Annotated in this window: 13 protein-coding genes and 1 pseudogene; 6 read left to right on the forward strand and 8 right to left on the reverse strand. The window is 69.0% G+C overall.

What is annotated here, in order from left to right; all coding sequences use genetic code 11:
• Positions 1-325: 325 nt before the first annotated feature.
• Positions 326-1519: an NAD(P)-dependent malic enzyme gene (locus tag NLI01S_RS07755; RefSeq protein WP_067601483.1), complete on the forward strand. Its 1194-nt coding sequence runs from the start codon at positions 326-328 to the stop codon at positions 1517-1519.
• A gap of 260 nt (positions 1520-1779) precedes the next feature.
• The gene (locus NLI01S_RS07760; RefSeq protein WP_223809157.1) at positions 1780-3258 is read left to right on the forward strand and encodes a serine hydrolase domain-containing protein; all 1479 of its coding nucleotides are present in this window, start codon (positions 1780-1782) and stop codon (positions 3256-3258) included.
• A 21-nt stretch (positions 3259-3279) separates the two neighbouring features.
• Here the strand turns inward: NLI01S_RS07760 and NLI01S_RS07765 are convergent, their stop codons facing one another.
• The 5 genes from NLI01S_RS07765 to NLI01S_RS07780 form a co-directional block, all read right to left on the reverse strand.
• Complete coding sequence (locus tag NLI01S_RS07765) at positions 3280-3459, reverse strand: hypothetical protein (RefSeq protein ID WP_067601486.1); 180 nt, start codon at positions 3457-3459, stop codon at positions 3280-3282.
• Between the two features lie 87 nt (positions 3460-3546).
• A complete protein-coding gene (locus tag NLI01S_RS07770; RefSeq protein WP_067601489.1) occupies positions 3547-4557 on the reverse strand; it encodes a PadR family transcriptional regulator in 1011 nt (336 codons plus the stop codon).
• The gene (locus tag NLI01S_RS07775) at positions 4554-5408 is read right to left on the reverse strand and encodes a DUF4097 family beta strand repeat-containing protein (protein ID WP_067601492.1); all 855 of its coding nucleotides are present in this window, start codon (positions 5406-5408) and stop codon (positions 4554-4556) included. The genes NLI01S_RS07770 and NLI01S_RS07775 overlap by 4 nt, the downstream gene beginning before the upstream one ends.
• A gap of 228 nt (positions 5409-5636) precedes the next feature.
• A complete protein-coding gene (locus NLI01S_RS25980) occupies positions 5637-5813 on the reverse strand; it encodes a DUF6104 family protein (protein WP_190318387.1) in 177 nt (58 codons plus the stop codon).
• Positions 5814-5827: 14 nt separating this feature from the next.
• On the reverse strand, positions 5828-9460 hold the full coding sequence (locus NLI01S_RS07780; protein ID WP_067601495.1) for a multifunctional oxoglutarate decarboxylase/oxoglutarate dehydrogenase thiamine pyrophosphate-binding subunit/dihydrolipoyllysine-residue succinyltransferase subunit: 3633 nt from the start codon (positions 9458-9460) through the stop codon (positions 5828-5830).
• Between the two features lie 534 nt (positions 9461-9994).
• Between NLI01S_RS07780 and NLI01S_RS07785 the strand changes: the two genes are divergently transcribed.
• Complete coding sequence (locus NLI01S_RS07785; protein ID WP_067601498.1) at positions 9995-10396, forward strand: BlaI/MecI/CopY family transcriptional regulator; 402 nt, start codon at positions 9995-9997, stop codon at positions 10394-10396.
• Here NLI01S_RS07785 and NLI01S_RS07790 read toward each other — a convergent pair.
• Both NLI01S_RS07790 and NLI01S_RS07795 read right to left on the reverse strand, forming a co-directional pair.
• Positions 10379-11617 (reverse strand): MFS transporter, encoded by a 1239-nt coding sequence (locus NLI01S_RS07790; RefSeq protein ID WP_067601501.1) that lies wholly within the window; start codon positions 11615-11617, stop codon positions 10379-10381. The two genes, NLI01S_RS07785 and NLI01S_RS07790, sit on opposite strands and share 18 nt — an antisense overlap.
• A 99-nt stretch (positions 11618-11716) precedes the next feature.
• The gene (locus NLI01S_RS07795) at positions 11717-12802 is read right to left on the reverse strand and encodes a suppressor of fused domain protein (protein ID WP_067601625.1); all 1086 of its coding nucleotides are present in this window, start codon (positions 12800-12802) and stop codon (positions 11717-11719) included.
• 222 nt (positions 12803-13024) lie between these two features.
• Between NLI01S_RS07795 and rlmN the strand changes: the two genes are divergently transcribed.
• Both rlmN and NLI01S_RS07805 read left to right on the forward strand, forming a co-directional pair.
• On the forward strand, positions 13025-14122 hold the full coding sequence (gene rlmN / locus NLI01S_RS07800; RefSeq protein WP_067601511.1) for a 23S rRNA (adenine(2503)-C(2))-methyltransferase RlmN: 1098 nt from the start codon (positions 13025-13027) through the stop codon (positions 14120-14122).
• Positions 14123-14129: 7 nt separating this feature from the next.
• Positions 14130-14603 (forward strand): hypothetical protein, encoded by a 474-nt coding sequence (locus NLI01S_RS07805; protein ID WP_067601514.1) that lies wholly within the window; start codon positions 14130-14132, stop codon positions 14601-14603.
• A 19-nt stretch (positions 14604-14622) separates the two neighbouring features.
• Here the strand turns inward: NLI01S_RS07805 and NLI01S_RS07810 are convergent, their stop codons facing one another.
• A complete protein-coding gene (locus NLI01S_RS07810) occupies positions 14623-15477 on the reverse strand; it encodes an alpha/beta hydrolase (protein WP_067601517.1) in 855 nt (284 codons plus the stop codon).
• 279 nt (positions 15478-15756) lie between these two features.
• Between NLI01S_RS07810 and NLI01S_RS26275 the strand changes: the two are divergent.
• Positions 15757-15867: pseudogene (locus NLI01S_RS26275) on the forward strand (hydrolase); the annotation flags it as partial.
• Between the last annotated feature and the right edge of the window lie 89 nt (positions 15868-15956).

Below are 15956 nucleotides of genomic sequence, written 5' to 3' on the forward strand. Positions count from 1 at the left end.
CCGTTCCGCAGGCCTGGAACGACAACACGGACATTATGCTGCATGGTGCTTTAAGTCGGTAACGCTCCATCCTGACGCCCCCGCGATTTTCCCGCGGTCACCGTTGTGAGAGGATTGCGTAACGGGTCATCCCCGTGAGATGCGGACGCGCTGTGCTCCTATAAGAGTCCGGCGAAGACTGTCCCTTCCGGCGAACACCACCGGTCATGGCCGACCGGCGCCGTGGGGGTCCCCCTAGCACCCTTACGTCTTCGCGCGCGATCCGTCGACCATCGTCCTCGTCATGGCCGACGCGGACGTAGAAGCAGACCGAGGGGTTTGAGCAGTGACCACCTTTACTTCGCGTACCCAGGACACGTCCGAGCTGGACAAGGATCCGGCCTTCGCCATGCATCGCGGTGGCAAGCTCCATGTCACCTCCTCCGTGGACGTCAGCGACCACGCGGGACTCTCCCTGGCCTACACGCCGGGTGTCGCCCGCGTCTGCGACGCGATCGCCGAGGACGCCGAGCTGGTCGAGACCTACACCTGGAAGAGCAACCTGGTCGCCGTCGTCACCGACGGCACCGCCGTTCTGGGTCTGGGCAACATCGGGCCGGAGGCCTCCCTGCCGGTCATGGAGGGCAAGTCGCTGCTGTTCAAGCAGTTCGGCGACGTCGACTCCGTGCCGATCGCCCTCAACTGCACCGACGTCGACGAGATCGTCGAGACCGTCGTGCGCATGTCGCCGTCCTTCGGTGGCGTCAACCTGGAGGACATCTCCGCTCCGCGCTGCTTCGAGATCGAGGACAAGCTGCGTGAGCGCCTGGACGTCCCGGTCTTCCACGACGACCAGCACGGCACCGCCATCGTGACCGTCGCCGCGCTGCACAACGCGGCCCGCCTCACCGGCCGTACCCTGGCCGACCTGCGGGTCGTCGTCTCCGGTGCGGGCGCCGCCGGCGTCGCCGTCACCAAGATGCTCGTCGACGGAGGCATCGGCGACATCGCCGTCGCCGATTCCAAGGGCATGATCTACGAAGGTCGGGAGAGCCTGACCCCGGTCAAGCGGGAACTGGCCGCCATCAGCAACAAGGCCGGCCTGAAGGGCTCCATCGAGAGCGCGTTGGAGGGCGCCGACGTGTTCGTCGGTCTGTCCGCAGGTGAGGTCCCCGAGGCGGTCGTGGCCACCATGGCCGATGACGCCATCATCTTCGCCATGGCCAACCCCAACCCGGAGGTCCACCCGGACGTCGCCCGTAAGCACGCGAGCGTCGTCGCCACCGGGCGCAGCGACTTCCCGAACCAGATCAACAACGTCCTGGCCTTCCCCGGCGTGTTCCGGGGAGCCCTCGACGTCCAGGCCTCCGACATCACCGAGAACATGAAGCTGGCCGCGGCCAAGGCCATCGCCGACCTCATCGGTGACGACCTGAGCGCCGACTACGTCATCCCGAGCACGTTCGACGAGCGCGTGGTCCCGGCGGTCTCCGCCGCGGTCGCCGCCCAGGCCCGTGAGGACGGCGTCGCCCGCCGCTGACGCGGCTCCAGGGCCCGCGCGATCCACACGGTCGCGCGGGCCTTTTCCACGCCGGGGTAGGGACGGGGCCACCATCCCCGGGGGAGTAGGGCCACCACGGGTTCGGGGGATGGACGTAGTGCTCCGTGAGGGGCTGCGCTCGTAGGTTTTCCAGGGTTGGAATCACGCCGTTCGAACGGCCTCAGACCCCTGGGACGACCCTCATGGAACCGACCTCCCCGCCCGCGCGCGAGCCCCGAAGAACCGGCCGATGGATCGCGATGTCCCTGCTCGTAGTGGCCACCGTAGGCGCGGTGACCATGGTTCCGCGCCCCTACGAACTCGACGACCGGGTCGAGGGCGACCGTGGGATAGCGGCGTCGGTACGAGAGGGGATCGGCGACACCACCGGCTACCACGGACTTTCCGTGGCCCTCGTCGAACCCGATCCCGAGGGCGGACACCGCGTCCGCTCGGCGGGGCTCGGCTCGGTCGGAGACGAGGGGGAAGGGGTGGGTGAGGACACCCCCTTCGGGTCCGCCTCGGTGGCCAAGGTGCTGCCCGGGATGCTGCTCGCCGACATGGTGGATCGGGGCGAACTCGACCTGGACACACGAGTGGGGGAACTGCTGCCGGACCTGGACCCCGTCGATCCCGCCATCGCCGACATCACCGTGGAGGAACTGGCCACCCACACCTCGGGGTTGTCCCGGGAGGAGACGACCCTGCCCCAGACCCTCTGGCAGTTCGTCGCCAAACGCCACCCCGACCCCGCCGGATCGGTCGACGACTTCCTCGACGAGGTGGCCACGCGGGCGCGCGTCGACCCCGAGCTGCGGGGGACCAACGTCTACTCCAACACCGGTTTCGGCCTGCTCGGGCACGCGTTGGCGGCCCGGTCCGGGACCGACTACGCCGATCTGGTCCGTGAACGCCTCCTGGAACCGCTGGGTATGGAGCACACCCACGTGTGGTCGGACCAGGACGGGGCCGACCCCGTCGTGCACGACGCGGACCGGGGCCGGGCCATCGACCTGGATCGCACGGTCGCTTCCGGGCCTTGGGGTGGAGTGACCACGACCGCCGGCGACCTCGGACTGCTCCTCGCGGCGATGCTGGACGGCTCGGCGCCGGGATCCTGGGCGGCCGAACCCGTGGCCACGGGTGACGTCGCCCGCCGGGAACAGGGACTGGGCTGGTACGTGGAGACGCTCGGCGGCAAGGAGATCACCGCGCACGGCGGCAACGCCACGACCAACGGCCACACCGCCTGGATCGGCTACTCCGGTGACCGGGGAGCCGTGGTCCTGTCGAACACGCACCGGTACAGCGAGGACATCGGCATCCGCCTGCTCGGGGTCGACGAACCCAGCCCGGACAACGTGGCCGGAGAGCGGTTGTACGCCACCGTGACGGTGATCCTGGCACTGCTGCCCGGAGCCCTGTTCCTGGGCTTCGCCGCCCGGCGTCGCCCCCGGCCAATGATGCGTCGGCCCACGGACCGGGCGGGTCTGGTCGCCTACGGGACGCTCACGGTCGCGCTGCTCGGGTACGTCCACCTCGCCGGTTTCTGGCACCTGGTCTCCCCGGGGGTGTGGGCGGCCGGGGTGTTCCTGGCCGGGGCCGCGGCCGTGGTCGGGGCCCGACGATGGTCGGGCCTGCCCACCACCAGGGGCGGCACGCCTTGGCTCAGACGGGCGCTGACCGGCCTCGTCGCCTTCGCCGGTCTCACGCTCCTGGTGGGTCTTGCCATGCTCTGACACCGTGCGTCGTCGGAACGATCACATCAGCTCCGCTGGTGAGTCGAACTCCTCCTTCAGGAGATCGAACGCCCTGCGCAGCTCGGCCAAGGCGGCGTCCGGGGTGTCACCCTCGCCACGGGTGGCAGCCCCCGAAGACAGACGGGCGTGGGCACTCCACACGCCGTCCGCGTCCTGCTCGATCGTGTACGGAACCAGCACCGCTTCTTCCTTCTGGATCGGATGATTCGACGAGGGGCCCGGGAGACCACGCCCCCGTGTGGTCTCCCGGGCCCCTCCGGCGTCGACTCAGTCGCGCCGTTCCTGGCCCTCACCGGTGGCGGTGGACCAGGGATCACCGCCCGAGGGCGGCATCGGCCGAGCCTTCGGCTCCTGTGAGGGGTCCGCGTCCCCCGGCTCGGACCCTTGCCCGGCGGGTCTCTCGGTGGTCTGTTCACTCTTGCCCGACGTCGGTTCGGACCCGGCGCGTTCCCCCTCGGCCGGCCCCCACCGGCCCACGTCGCGGCGGATCACCTCGACCGTGTCGTCGAGGATGCGGCGCAGGTCGTTCGCGGCGGACCCGCCGACCTGACCGGCGCCCCGGAGCATGTCCCGAACCCGAACGGAGAAGTCCTTCAGGGCGTGTTCGAACTCCGGCCCCTCGTGCCCGCTCCCCTTGCGCCCCGCGTCATCACGCTCGGCCTCGTCGCGCTCGGATCCTTCCGCCGAGCCCTCACCGCGACGCTCGGACTCGGTGCGCCCCCAGGCGGCACCGAACGCCCCGAAGCCCTGGGCGAACCGATCCCACTCACGAGCCCACACGCCACCGTCCCCGCAGTCCCGGGGGCGGCCCCGCCCACGACGGTCCTGGTCCTCCGCCTCCCCCGCGTCCTCGGAGGTCTTGGTCCCCTCGGCGCGTTCGGTCCCCTCACGGCGGGCGCCGCCCGCGGTGAACTTCAGTTCCTCGCGCAGGGAGCCGATGGTGGCGCGCACGTCCTGCTTGACCGCGCGGGCGATGTCGCGCACCGAGTCGGTGATCTCCCGCTCCAGGTCGTCCAGGTCGCTCTCGCGGGCGCGCAGCTCCTCACGTCCCTTGTCGGTGAGGCTGTACACCTTGCGGCCACCCTCCTCGGTGTGGGTGACCAGGCCCTCCTCCTCCAACCGGGCGAGCCGAGGGTAGATGGTGCCGGGAGAGGGCGAGTACACGCCAAGGAAGCGGTCGCGCAGCAGACTGATGATCTCGTAGCCGTGGCGTGGGCTCTCGTCGAGCAGCTTGAGCAGGTACAGGCGCAGTCTGCCGTGGCCGAAGATGGTGCTCATGAGGCCCCCTCTGGGATCGCGGCCGGAGCCTCGGGCGCACGACGCAGCAGCGCCGTCCGACCGGACACGGTGTTGACACTGATGGTGGCGGGGTCCACGCCCACGCCGATCTTCCCGCTCAGGGTGTTGCGGGCCGGCGCGGTGTTGCGGTCCAACCCGAAGTCGGAGTCGACCCCACCGGTCATGGTGCGCAACTCGACGTTGGCGGAGCTCTCCGCGGGGACCCGCAGGGCCACCTCGCCGGACACGGTCGTCACCCGAACCCGCGCCGAGGTCGAGAGGTCGGTGTCGACCAGGACCGATCCGGAGACGGTCTTGGCCCGCAGCTCGGAGAGCCGGCCGCCGGCCACGGCCAGTTGCCCGGTGGCGCTGTTGAAGCCCAGGGTGCCACCCGGTCCGCGTACCGAGGCGCTGCCGTCGGCGGTGTTCAGGTCGGTCTCGCCCGAGACCTCGTCCAGGGTGATCTCGCCGGTGGCGGTCCTGATCCTGGTGCGGGCGCTGAGCCCGGCCGCCACCACGGGCGCGGTGGCCGTGGACACCTCCACCGGGCAGTCCCGGGGGACCCTGAGGTTCACGGTGACCCGACGCGAGTGCACGTTCTTGTAGCCGGTCAGCTGGAGGGGCTTGAGCCGGTCGAGGAACCCCTGGCCGGTCAGGTCCCGGTAGTGGATGGTGAGGATCCCGGCCTCCTGGGTGACCTCCAGGGGCTCGCCCTCGATGTCGGTGATCTCGAAGGTCACCGGGTCGTCGGTGGGAATGATGTTGACCTGTCCGCCGACGATTCGTACCTTCAGGGCGACGATGCCGTCCAAGGTGTGCGTCATCGGACTGTCGATGGTCCAACTTGCCATCGTGAACCCTTCCGTTCGCTCTCGATGTCTTCACGATATGTCGCGTCTTCGGCGAACTCAAGATATGTCGTGGATTTCGGGGGTCGAATCGGGGGATCCTCGGGGACGACCCTGAGCCAGGTGTGCGCGGCCGACCCACCGGAGCGGCCCCGAACACAAGCGAGGGGCCCGGGTCCACGTGGACCCGGGCCCCTCGGCCGGTACATCGCTCAGCGCGATGCCTCGTCGCTACTCCTCCTCGTCGTCAAGCCGGGCCAACCAGGTGGCCAGCCGTTCGACGGGCGTCTCGAACTCGGGGTTGACGTCGGTGAACACCCGCAGCTGCTCGGCGAGCCAGGCGAAGCTGACCTCCTCGTCGCCGCGGCGGTTCTCCAACTCCTCGATTCCTCGATCGGTGAAGTACATGGTTTCTTCCGTCGCTATTCCGCGGGCGGGAACACCGTGTCCACCAGGGCACGCTGTTCGGCCTCGTGGCGCTTGGCCGAACCGGCCGCGGGCGCGGAGGAGGCCGGACGCGAGATCCGGGTGAACGGGCGGTCGAGCTGCTCGGAGAAGACCAGCGCGACGAAGGGCCACGGACCCATGTTCGCCGGCTCCTCCTGGACCCACAGGACCTCGCCCGAGTTCGGGTAGGCCTTGAGCTGCTCGCGGATCTCCTCGATCGGCAGCGGGTACAGCCGCTCCGCGCGGATGATCGCGGTGTGCTTGTCCCCGCTCTTGCGGCGAGCCGCGTCCAGGTCGTAGTAGATCTTGCCGGAGCAGATGACCACACGACGGACCTTCTCCGGCGCGATCGAGTCGTCCCCGATCAGCGGCTGGAAGGAACCCGAGGTGAAGTCCTGGGCCGCCGAGGTCGCGCTCTTCAGACGCAGCAGCGACTTGGGCGTGAACACCACGAGCGGGCGCTCCAGCGGCGACTTGGCCTGCCAACGCAGCAGGTGGAAGTAGCTCGCCGGGGTGCTCGGCATCGCGACGGTCATGTTCTCCTGCGCGCACGACTGGAGGAACCGCTCGATGCGGGCCGAGGAGTGGTCCGGGCCCTGGCCCTCGTAGCCGTGCGGCAGCAGCATGGTGACGCTGGAGCGCTGGCCCCACTTCTGCTCGCCCGCGCTGATGTACTCGTCGATGATGGTCTGGGCGCCGTTGACGAAGTCGCCGAACTGCGCCTCCCACATCACCAGGGCGTTCGGACGGGTCAGCGAGTAGCCGTACTCGAAGCCCAGCGCCGCGTACTCGCTCAGCAGCGAGTCGTAGGCGAGGAACTTCGTGGTCCCGTTGTCGAAGGCCTTCAGCGGGGTGTGGGTCTCGCCGGTCTCGCGGTCCATCAGTGTGGCGTGACGCTGGCCGAAGGTACCGCGTCGGCTGTCCTGACCGACCAGACGGACCGGGTGGTCGTCCAGCAGCAGGGAACCGAAGGCCAACAGCTCACCGGTGGCCCAGTCGATCGCGTCGCTCTCGACCATGGTCGCTCGACGGCTCAGCTGCGGGGCCAGGCGCGGGTGCGGCTTGAAGCCCTCGGGCAGGTTCACCTGGGTGTCGATGACCCGCTTGACCGTCTCCGAGGAGATCGCCGTCTCGATCTTGGAGTGATCCAGGCGGGACTCGGTGAACACCTCGGGCTTGACCACGGAACCGGGCTCGATCGGCCTCTTCTCGACCTCACGGGTCTCGGTGAAGGCGCGTTCGAGCTCGCTCTGGTAGTCGCGCAGCGCCGACTCCGCCTCTTCCACCGTGATGTCACCGCGGCCGATGAGGGACTCGGTGAACAGCTTGCGGGTGGAGCGCTTGGCGTCGATGACGTCGTACATCAGCGGCTGGGTGAACGCGGGGTTGTCGCCCTCGTTGTGTCCACGACGCCGGTAGCAGACCAGGTCGATCACGACGTCCTTGTTGAACGCCTGACGGTAGGCGAAGGCCAGGTTCGCGACCCGGACCACGGCCTCGGGGTCGTCCCCGTTGACGTGGAAGATCGGAGCCTGCACCATGCGCGCGACGTCGGTGGCGTACACGCTGGAGCGGCTGTCGGACGGCGAGGTGGTGAAGCCCACCTGGTTGTTCACGATGACGTGCACCGTGCCGCCGGTCCGGTAACCGCGCAGCTGGGACAGGTTGAGGGTCTCGGCGACCACGCCCTGTCCGGCGAACGCCGCGTCACCGTGGATGAGGATGGGCAGCACGGTGAAGCCGTGCGGGCCCTTGTCCAGCACGTCCTGCTTGGCGCGGACGATGCCCTCGGCGACCGGGTTGACCGTCTCCAGGTGGGACGGGTTGGCGGCCAGCGAGATCTGGATCTTGTCGCCCTCGCGGGTCTCGAAGGTCCCCTCGGTGCCCAGGTGGTACTTGACGTCACCGGATCCGTGCGCGCTGCGCGGGTCGAGGTTGCCCTCGAACTCACCGAAGATCTGTCCGTAGGACTTGCCACAGATGTTGGCCAGCACGTTCAGGCGACCACGGTGGGCCATGCCGATGACGGCCTGGTCCAGCTCGGCCTTGGCGGCCTTGGAGATCACACCGTCCAGCAGCGGGATCAGCGACTCTCCACCCTCGAGGGAGAAGCGCTTCTGACCCACGTACTTGGTCTGCAGGAAGGTCTCGAAGGCCTCCGCGCTGTTGAGCCGGTGCAGGATGTGCAGCTGCTCGTCACGGTCGAGCTTCTCGTGCTCGCGTTCGACGTGCGACTGGATCCACTCCCGCTCCTCCGGGCTCTGGATGTGCATGTACTCGATACCCACCGTGCGGCAGTAGGTGTCGCGCAGCACGCCCAGGACGTCGCGAAGCTTCATGACCTGCTTGCCGCCGAAGCCCCCGGTGGGGAACTCGCGGTCCAGGTCCCAGAGGGTCAGGCCGTGCTCGAGCACGTCCAGGTCCGGGTGCTTGCGCTGCTCGTGGGTGAGCGGGTTGGTGTCGGCCATCAGGTGGCCGCGCACGCGGTAGGCGTGGATCAGCTCCTGGACCCGGGTGGTCTTGTCGAGCTGGGTGGCCGGGTTGACGTGGATGTCCTGGACCCAGCGGACCGGCTCGTAGGGGATCCGCAGGGCGTTGAAGATCTCGTCGTAGAAACCGTCCTCGCCCAGCAGCAGCTGGTGGATCCGACGCAGGAACTCGCCCGACTGGGCGCCCTGGATGATCCGGTGGTCGTAGGTCGACGTGATCGTCATGACCTTGCTGATGCCCAGCTCGCTCAGGGTGTCCTGGGAGGCGCCCTGGAACTCGGCCGGGTACTCCATGGCGCCCACCGCGAGGATGGTGCCCTGACCGGGCATCAGACGCGGCACGGAGTGCACGGTGCCGATGCCGCCGGGGTTGGTCAGGCTGATCGTGGTGCCCTGGAAGTCCGGCACGGCCAGCTTGTTGTTGCGGGCCTTGCGGACCAGGTCCTCGTAGCCGCTCCAGAACTCGGCGAAGTCCATCTCCTCGGACTTCTTGACGGAGGGCACGACCAGCTGACGTGAGCCGTCGGGCTTGGGGAGGTCGATCGCCAGGCCGAAGTTCACGTGCTCGGGCTTGGCGACGCCGGGCTTACCGTTGACCTCCGTGTAGGAGTGGTTCATCTCCGGCATCGACTCGAGCGCCCTGACCATGGCGTAGCCGATGAGGTGGGTGAAGGAGACCTTCCCCCCGCGGCTGCGTCGGAGATGGTTGTTGATGACGATGCGGTTGTCGAACAGCAGCTTGACCGGCACCGCGCGCACACTCGTCGCGGTGGGCATGGTCAGGCTGGAGTCCATGTTGGTCGCGGTACGGGCGGCCGCGCCACGCAGCCGCTCCTCCTTGACCTGGAGCCCATCGTCGCTGTCGGTGTTCTTGGGTGCGGCCGGAGTGGGCTTCTTCTTCGGAGCGGGGGCTGCGGGGGCCTTCTCGGTCTGCGCCTTAGCGGTCGCAGTGGCCCCACCCTTCCCGCCGCCCGAGTCCGCGGGCTTGTAGTCCGCGAAGAAGTTCCACCAAGCCTTGTCAACCGAATTCGGGTCGGTGAGGTACTTCTGGTAAAGCTCCTCGACCAGCCACTCGTTCGGGCCGAAATCTGTCAGGGGTTGAGACGCCTCAGACGACACGGCGGAGATCGCCCACTTCCGCTGCTCGCTTGTGAATGTTCAGGAAAGACGGGTGGCTGCCGGCAAGGCGGGCTCAAAGAAGCATGGAGTCGCTCCCCGTACGGGGAGTGTCTGACCAGGCCGGCACTCGTCGCGTACAAGGCTACTTGTACAGACCTCCCGGACGGGAACGCTGCGGTTGTTGAAACTGGGAGATAGCTAACAATCTTTCACACAAACCTTGGCTTTCCGTGGTCTCGTCCTTGCCCTGCGTGATGCTGATGTCCTGTTTGTCCATGTCCGTAAGGGTTTTCGGTTCGTGTCGCCGTGACCACCCGTGGTCGATGGGAATGTGACACGACACACGTTTCCGTGGGCTCGGCCGAGGGGAACCGCGAGCCGATGGTGGAAACGCTGCTCCGGACCGCGAAACGCATGTGCCGGCGGCCCTGGGTACACGGATCTACGTGCTCTCTCCGATTCCTCCTCCGCGTCGCCACCATCCTGCCTACGATGCGCCTACGTACAGCGGGAACACCGGGCGAGGGAGAACCCATGAGGGGTCTGGGGGAACTGGAGGCGGCGATCATGTCCGCCCTGTGGCGCGCGGAGGGGCCGCTGCCGGTCCGCGACATCCGGTCGAGCATGGTCTACGACCGCGACCTCGCCTACACGACGGTCATGACCGTCGCCAACATCCTGCATCAGAAGGGCTTGCTGGAACGCGAGAAGACCGGTCGGGCCTGGACCTACCGGCCCAGGGAGACCCACGCCGAGTACACGGCGCGCGTCATGGGCGAGGTGCTCAGCACCGGCCCCGACTCCGGCCTCACCCTGCTCCGCTTCGTCGAACGCTTCAGCGACGAGGACATGGTCCGGCTGCACCACGCGTTCCGGCAGGTCCGCGACCGTCGCACCGGGTCCGTCTCGCCCTACCGGTCACCGGCGGCGCAATGAACGCACACTCGGCGCCGCGACCGCCGCCGACGTCGCCATGACCGTCAGCCCGGCGACGATCAGCAGGGACCGATCCGCGCCGATCGATTCGGCGAGCGGCCCGATGGCGATCTGTCCCACCGGCATGGCCACGAAGGACCCCAACGCGTCGTAGGAGTACACCCGCGAGAGCCGGTCCGGCGGGATGTTCTCCTGTACCGACACCTCCCAGGCCACGGTGAACTGCTCGACCGCGACCCCGCCCACGAACATCGCCGCGAACAGCAACGGCACGATCGGTGACGGATCCGCCAGCACGAAGAACGGCAGGGTCTGCACGGTGACCAGGGCGGTTCCGTAGAACAGCGCCCTTCGCGGCTGCCAACGCGCGGCCAGGACGCCGCCCACCAACAGCCCCACGCTGTTGGCCGCCATCACCAGCCCCCACGTGGTTCGCCCGAACGTCTCGTCGGCGATCCCCGGGCCCAGCACCGAGGTGGTCGCCGACCAACCGGCGTTGACCACCATGAACTGCAACACGATGATCCACACCCAGGGCCTGGCCACGAACTCGCTCCAGCCCTCCACCAGGTCGCGGAGCACGTTGCCGCGCTCCGCCGGCGTCGTCGACGGCACCCGCAGGAACAGGAAGGCCACCCCGGCCGCGGCGAACATCACGGCGTCCACGCCGACCGCCCACCCCGGACCCAGCAGACCCACGGCGACGCCGCCCATCGACATCCCCGCGAACAGGCCCAGCTGTTTGGCGATCCCGACCAGCGCGTTGGCCTGACGCAGCAGCGTGTGCGGCACGGTCTGCGGGGTGAGTGCCGCGGCCGCGGGCAGGTTGGCGGCGGCCGCGGCCCCGTTCACCAGGCTCAACACGATCATCAGCGGCAACGTCGCGGACCCCGTGAGCAGGGCCGACGCGAGGAGCCCCTGGGAGAGCGACGCGAGCACACAGGCCCCCCGCAGCACCAGGGCACGCGGCAGCCGATCGGCGACGACCCCGCCCAACAGCAACAGGGACACGTTCGCCACCGACCGGGCGCCCACCACCAGACCCACCTGGGCGAGCGATCCGGTCACGTCCAGCACGGCGAAGGCCAACGCCACGTTCGCCATGCCGTTGCCGAACATCATCAGGACCCGGCCCAACGCCAACGCGCGGAAGTTCGGGTGTCGCAGCGGTGCCGTGATCCCCGCCCGCGGCTCCGCGCCGGTGTTCCACGCCTGGTCCATGCCTCGTACCCCTCCCCGCCTCGAACCGTCCCGACCGGGGAATGCTCGTGGAGCGGACAGAGCCGGTCAACCGGTTTTCGTGCGCGTGGGCGGGGTCCCTCAGCCCAGGACCCAGCTGCGACCCTCGGCCGCGAGCTTCTCCACCAGGGTGGCGCTGTCGTGTTCCTTGGCGAACAGGTGCTCGGGGCGGGTGATCGGTACGATCCACAACCACTTCACCGGGTCACCCTGGAAGTTCAGCCCCGAGGTGTCCGGTGGCCGGTGGTCGGGATCGGTGACCAAGGGGGTCGGATCCTCCAACAGCAGCACGGCGCCCGCGCCCCGACGCATCGCCTGGTCCTCGGGGTTGTCCAGCCACTTGACCGTGTGGCCGGTGCCGAACCAGGTGACCGCTCGCCAGGGGAACGCCCCGATCCACCGGAAGACGCGTGCCGCGTGGTGCGCCGGCAACGTCGTGGCCAGCGCCAACTCCACCCGGGCGTGATGGGAGGTGTCGGCCATGTACCGGTCCAGGGTCGGCATCCGCTGACCGCACATGCCGACGGTCGACAGGATCGTGAACGGCCGTTCCCCCGTCGGCGGGCGCTCCGACAGTCGCAGCAACGGCGGGTGCCCGTCGGACACGTCCCAGTAGTGGCCGGCCTCGCCCACCCGTCGATTCAGGTGGCCGAGCACCGTGCGCTGCACGCTACGCCAGGCGCCGGAGGCACGACGCCAGTCCCAGTAGGCCTCGGCGTGCACGACCCGCGGCCACAGCCGGCGCTTGACCGAGTCGAGCTCCCACGCGTACGCGCTGCGACCGATGGCCTCACGCGCGTATCCGGGCAGTCCGCTGTCGGCGTCAGCCCAACCGGGGATGACCGCCAGCAACCCCTCCTCGTCGATCAGGGCCACGCCGTCGCCCTCCTCGAACCAGACCGCTCGCAAGGAGTCCGGGTCGAAACGGGGACGGCCCTGAGGATGCTTGGTGTAGGCCTCCGGCATCAGCGGGGCCCGCCCTTGGTACAGGTCGCCGGGCTGCACCTCGGTCGGCGCGCTCTCGTGGTTGGCCAGCCACACCGGAACACGGATGCGCTCGCGGGCGTCCAACAGGTACGCGGCGGTGGTGTGGGAATCACATTCGACGACGACGCGGCGGCTCTGGTACGGGCTGATCTCGTCGAGCAGGACGTCGATCTCGGTCACCGGCTCTCCCACGTGTGTGTCGACCCAGGGGGTGGTCGTGTTGTCGTGGTCACCGAAGGGGCCTGCACCCGTCCGGGCTGTCCACACTGCGCGTAGACTCGACGGTAGTGCCCTGACAGGCGGAGCAATGCCGCAGCCGCGTATAAGTCGTATAACGACCCGCGGCGCCACACCCCTTCCGCGCCGGGCGCAGTCCATCGACTCCACTCGTTACGGATACTTATGCCCGCCGAGCTCACTTTCGTCGCACCCCGCCGCGCCAAGCCGCCCCGGCACCTGGCCGACCTGTCCCTGGAGGAGCGCCAGGACGTGGTCAAGGAGCTGGGCGAGAAGCCCTTCCGGGCCAAGCAGATCGCCAAGCACTACTACGGCGCCCTGGAATCGGACACGGCCAAGATGACCGACCTGCCGGAGGCTTCCCGGGCCAGGCTCGGCGAGGCGCTGCTGCCCACGCTGCTCACCCCGGTCCGACACATGGCCGCCGACAAGGGGATGACCCGCAAGACCCTGTGGAAGGCCTTCGACGGGGTGATGTTCGAGTCGGTCATGATGCGCTACCCGGACCGCGTCACCCTGTGCATCTCCTCCCAGGCCGGATGCGGCATGAACTGCCCGTTCTGCGCCACCGGACAGGCGGGCCTGACCCGCAACCTGTCCACCGGCGAGATCGTCGAGCAGGTGATCGCCAGCGCCCGTGACCTGGCCCGCGGTGAGGTCGCCGGCGGTCCGGGTCGGATCAGCAACATCGTGTTCATGGGCATGGGCGAGCCCATGGCCAACTACAAGCGGGTGCTCCAGTCCGTCCGCCAGATCACCGACCCGGTCCCGAACGGCATGGGCATCTCCCAGCGCGGCGTGACCGTCTCCACGGTGGGCCTGGTCCCGGCGATCAACAAGCTCATCGACGAGAAGATGCAGGTGCGCCTCGCGATCTCCCTGCACGCCCCCGACGACGAGCTGCGCGACGAACTCGTGCCGATCAACACCCGCTGGAAGGTCGACGAGGTCCTCGACGCCGCCTGGCGCTACGCCGGCACCACCGGCCGTCGCGTGTCCATCGAGTACGCCCTGATCAAGGACATCAACGACCAGGCCTGGCGGGCCGACCTGCTCGGCAAGCTCCTCAAGGGGCACCTGGTGCACGTCAACCTCATCCCGCTCAACCCCACCCCGGGATCGAAGTGGACCGCCTCGCGTCCCGAGGACGAGCGTGAGTTCGTGCGGCGCCTGGAATCGCATGGGGTGTCCGTCACCGTCCGTGACACCCGTGGCCAGGAGATCGACGGCGCCTGCGGACAGCTCGCCGCCGCCGAGAAGTAGCGCCGACGTGATCGAGACCCTCCTGGCCTTCGTGGTCGCCACGGCGGGCGGGTTGGTCCCGATCCTCAACATCGAGGTCTACCTGTTGGGCGCCGTCGCCACCTTGGACGACGGCGCCCTCGTCGCGATGGCGGTGGCCGCCGCGGTGGGGCAGACCCTCGGCAAGATCCCCTACTACTACGTGGGCAAGGGGACGATCACCACGCCCTGGCTCAAGCGGAAGGCGGCCACCCCGGGCAAATGGGCCGCGCGGATGGCCGACTGGCGGACCAAGGCCGAGGCCCGCCCGACCTGGGGCGCCGGGTTGCTGGCCCTGAGCTCCTTCGCGAGCATCCCGCCGTTCATGGTGGTCTCGGTCCTGGCCGGGGTGGTCCGGATGAACCTGGTCCTGTTCTGCGTGGTCACCTTGGTCACCCGCCTGGCGCGCTTCCTCATCCTGGTCCTGGCCCCCACCTGGGCCCTGAGCCACCTGCCGGGCTGATCGGACGAATCGGGACCGGTCAGAGCGCGTGGTCGGCGAGGCGGACGAACGTCTCGATGACCTCGGGGCCATGGACCAGTTCGGCGTCGTTGTGGCCGACCCCGGACAGGACCTCCTCCTCGAACAGGTTCGCGCTCGCCTCCGCCACCGTGTGGCTCTGTTCCGCCGGAACGATCGCGTCGACGTCACCGATCACCACGCTCGTGGGGACCTCCACCCGCGCCACCTGCTCCGCCACCGGGTAGCGGTCCCACAACATCAGCCGCACCGGCAGGAACGGGTAGTGGTGGCCGCCCATGTCGGCCAGGGAACTGAACGGGGAGCGTAGGAACAGCGCCGCGGGCGGGCGTTCGACGGCCAGGCCGGTGGCCACGGCCGCGCCCAGGCTCTCGCCGAAGTAGAGCGTGCGGTCGGCGGTGAACCCCCGCCCGGACAGGTGGTCGGCGGCGGCCCGGGCATCGGCGATCAGCCCCTTCTCGGAGGGGGAACCCTCGTTGCCGCCGTAGCCGCGGTAGTCGAACAGCAGTACCGAGAACCCTTCCGCCGACAGTGCTCGGGCCAGGGGTGCCCGGCTCTCGCGGTTGCCCGCGTTGCCGTTGGTCACCAACACGGCGGCCTCACGATCCTCGCCTTGGGGCGGGACGAACCAGCCGTCGAGTTCGAGGCCGTCCTCGGTGGCGAGCCGCACGTCCTCGGCGCCCTCGACCACCTCCGATGCGGTGGGGGGTTCGCCGATCAGGGGCACGTAGATAACCGAACGCTGCATCACCCACAGGAGCCCCACCAGGACCGCGAGCGCCAGGGCCGCCACCGCGACCACGATCAAGAGGCGTCTCCTTCGGCTCGTGGGGGAGCGGGCGTCGGTGCCGGTCACGGTGCTTCCTTCCGGAGACGTACGGGTTCCTCGCCGTGCGGGATACCCGCTGCCCGGTGGCACTACCTGATCGGCGCCGCGATCGTGCTCGCCTTCACCCTGCTCTCGCTGGGGGTTCTCACGCCTTCGGGGCCACCCGATCGAGCGGGAGCATCCGGTGACGGCTCCGTTGGTGGCGGGGCTCGTCCTCGTCGTGAACGGGCCGCTGGATCACCGTCCGCCGGCGCGGGCCCTCGCTCCGATGAGCGAGAACGGGACGGAGCGATCAGGGGAACGCCCTTCGAGGTCGCCACCGCCGGGGTTTCGGCCGGGCGTGTGGAAGCGGTCCGTGTCAGCAATCCTGCCCTCGCGATGCGCCGATTCTCGGTGTCCCTCGGCGCGCAGGCCTGAGCACACCCACGAGCGCGCACATACATTTCGGGCAGAACGTATGAATGTCCAGCTCTCGCCTTGGGGCTTCACAAGGTTGATCACTTAGG

Origin of the sequence: Nocardiopsis listeri NBRC 13360, from assembly GCF_001570765.1 — a bacterium.
GTDB lineage: Bacteria > Actinomycetota > Actinomycetes > Streptosporangiales > Streptosporangiaceae > Nocardiopsis > Nocardiopsis listeri.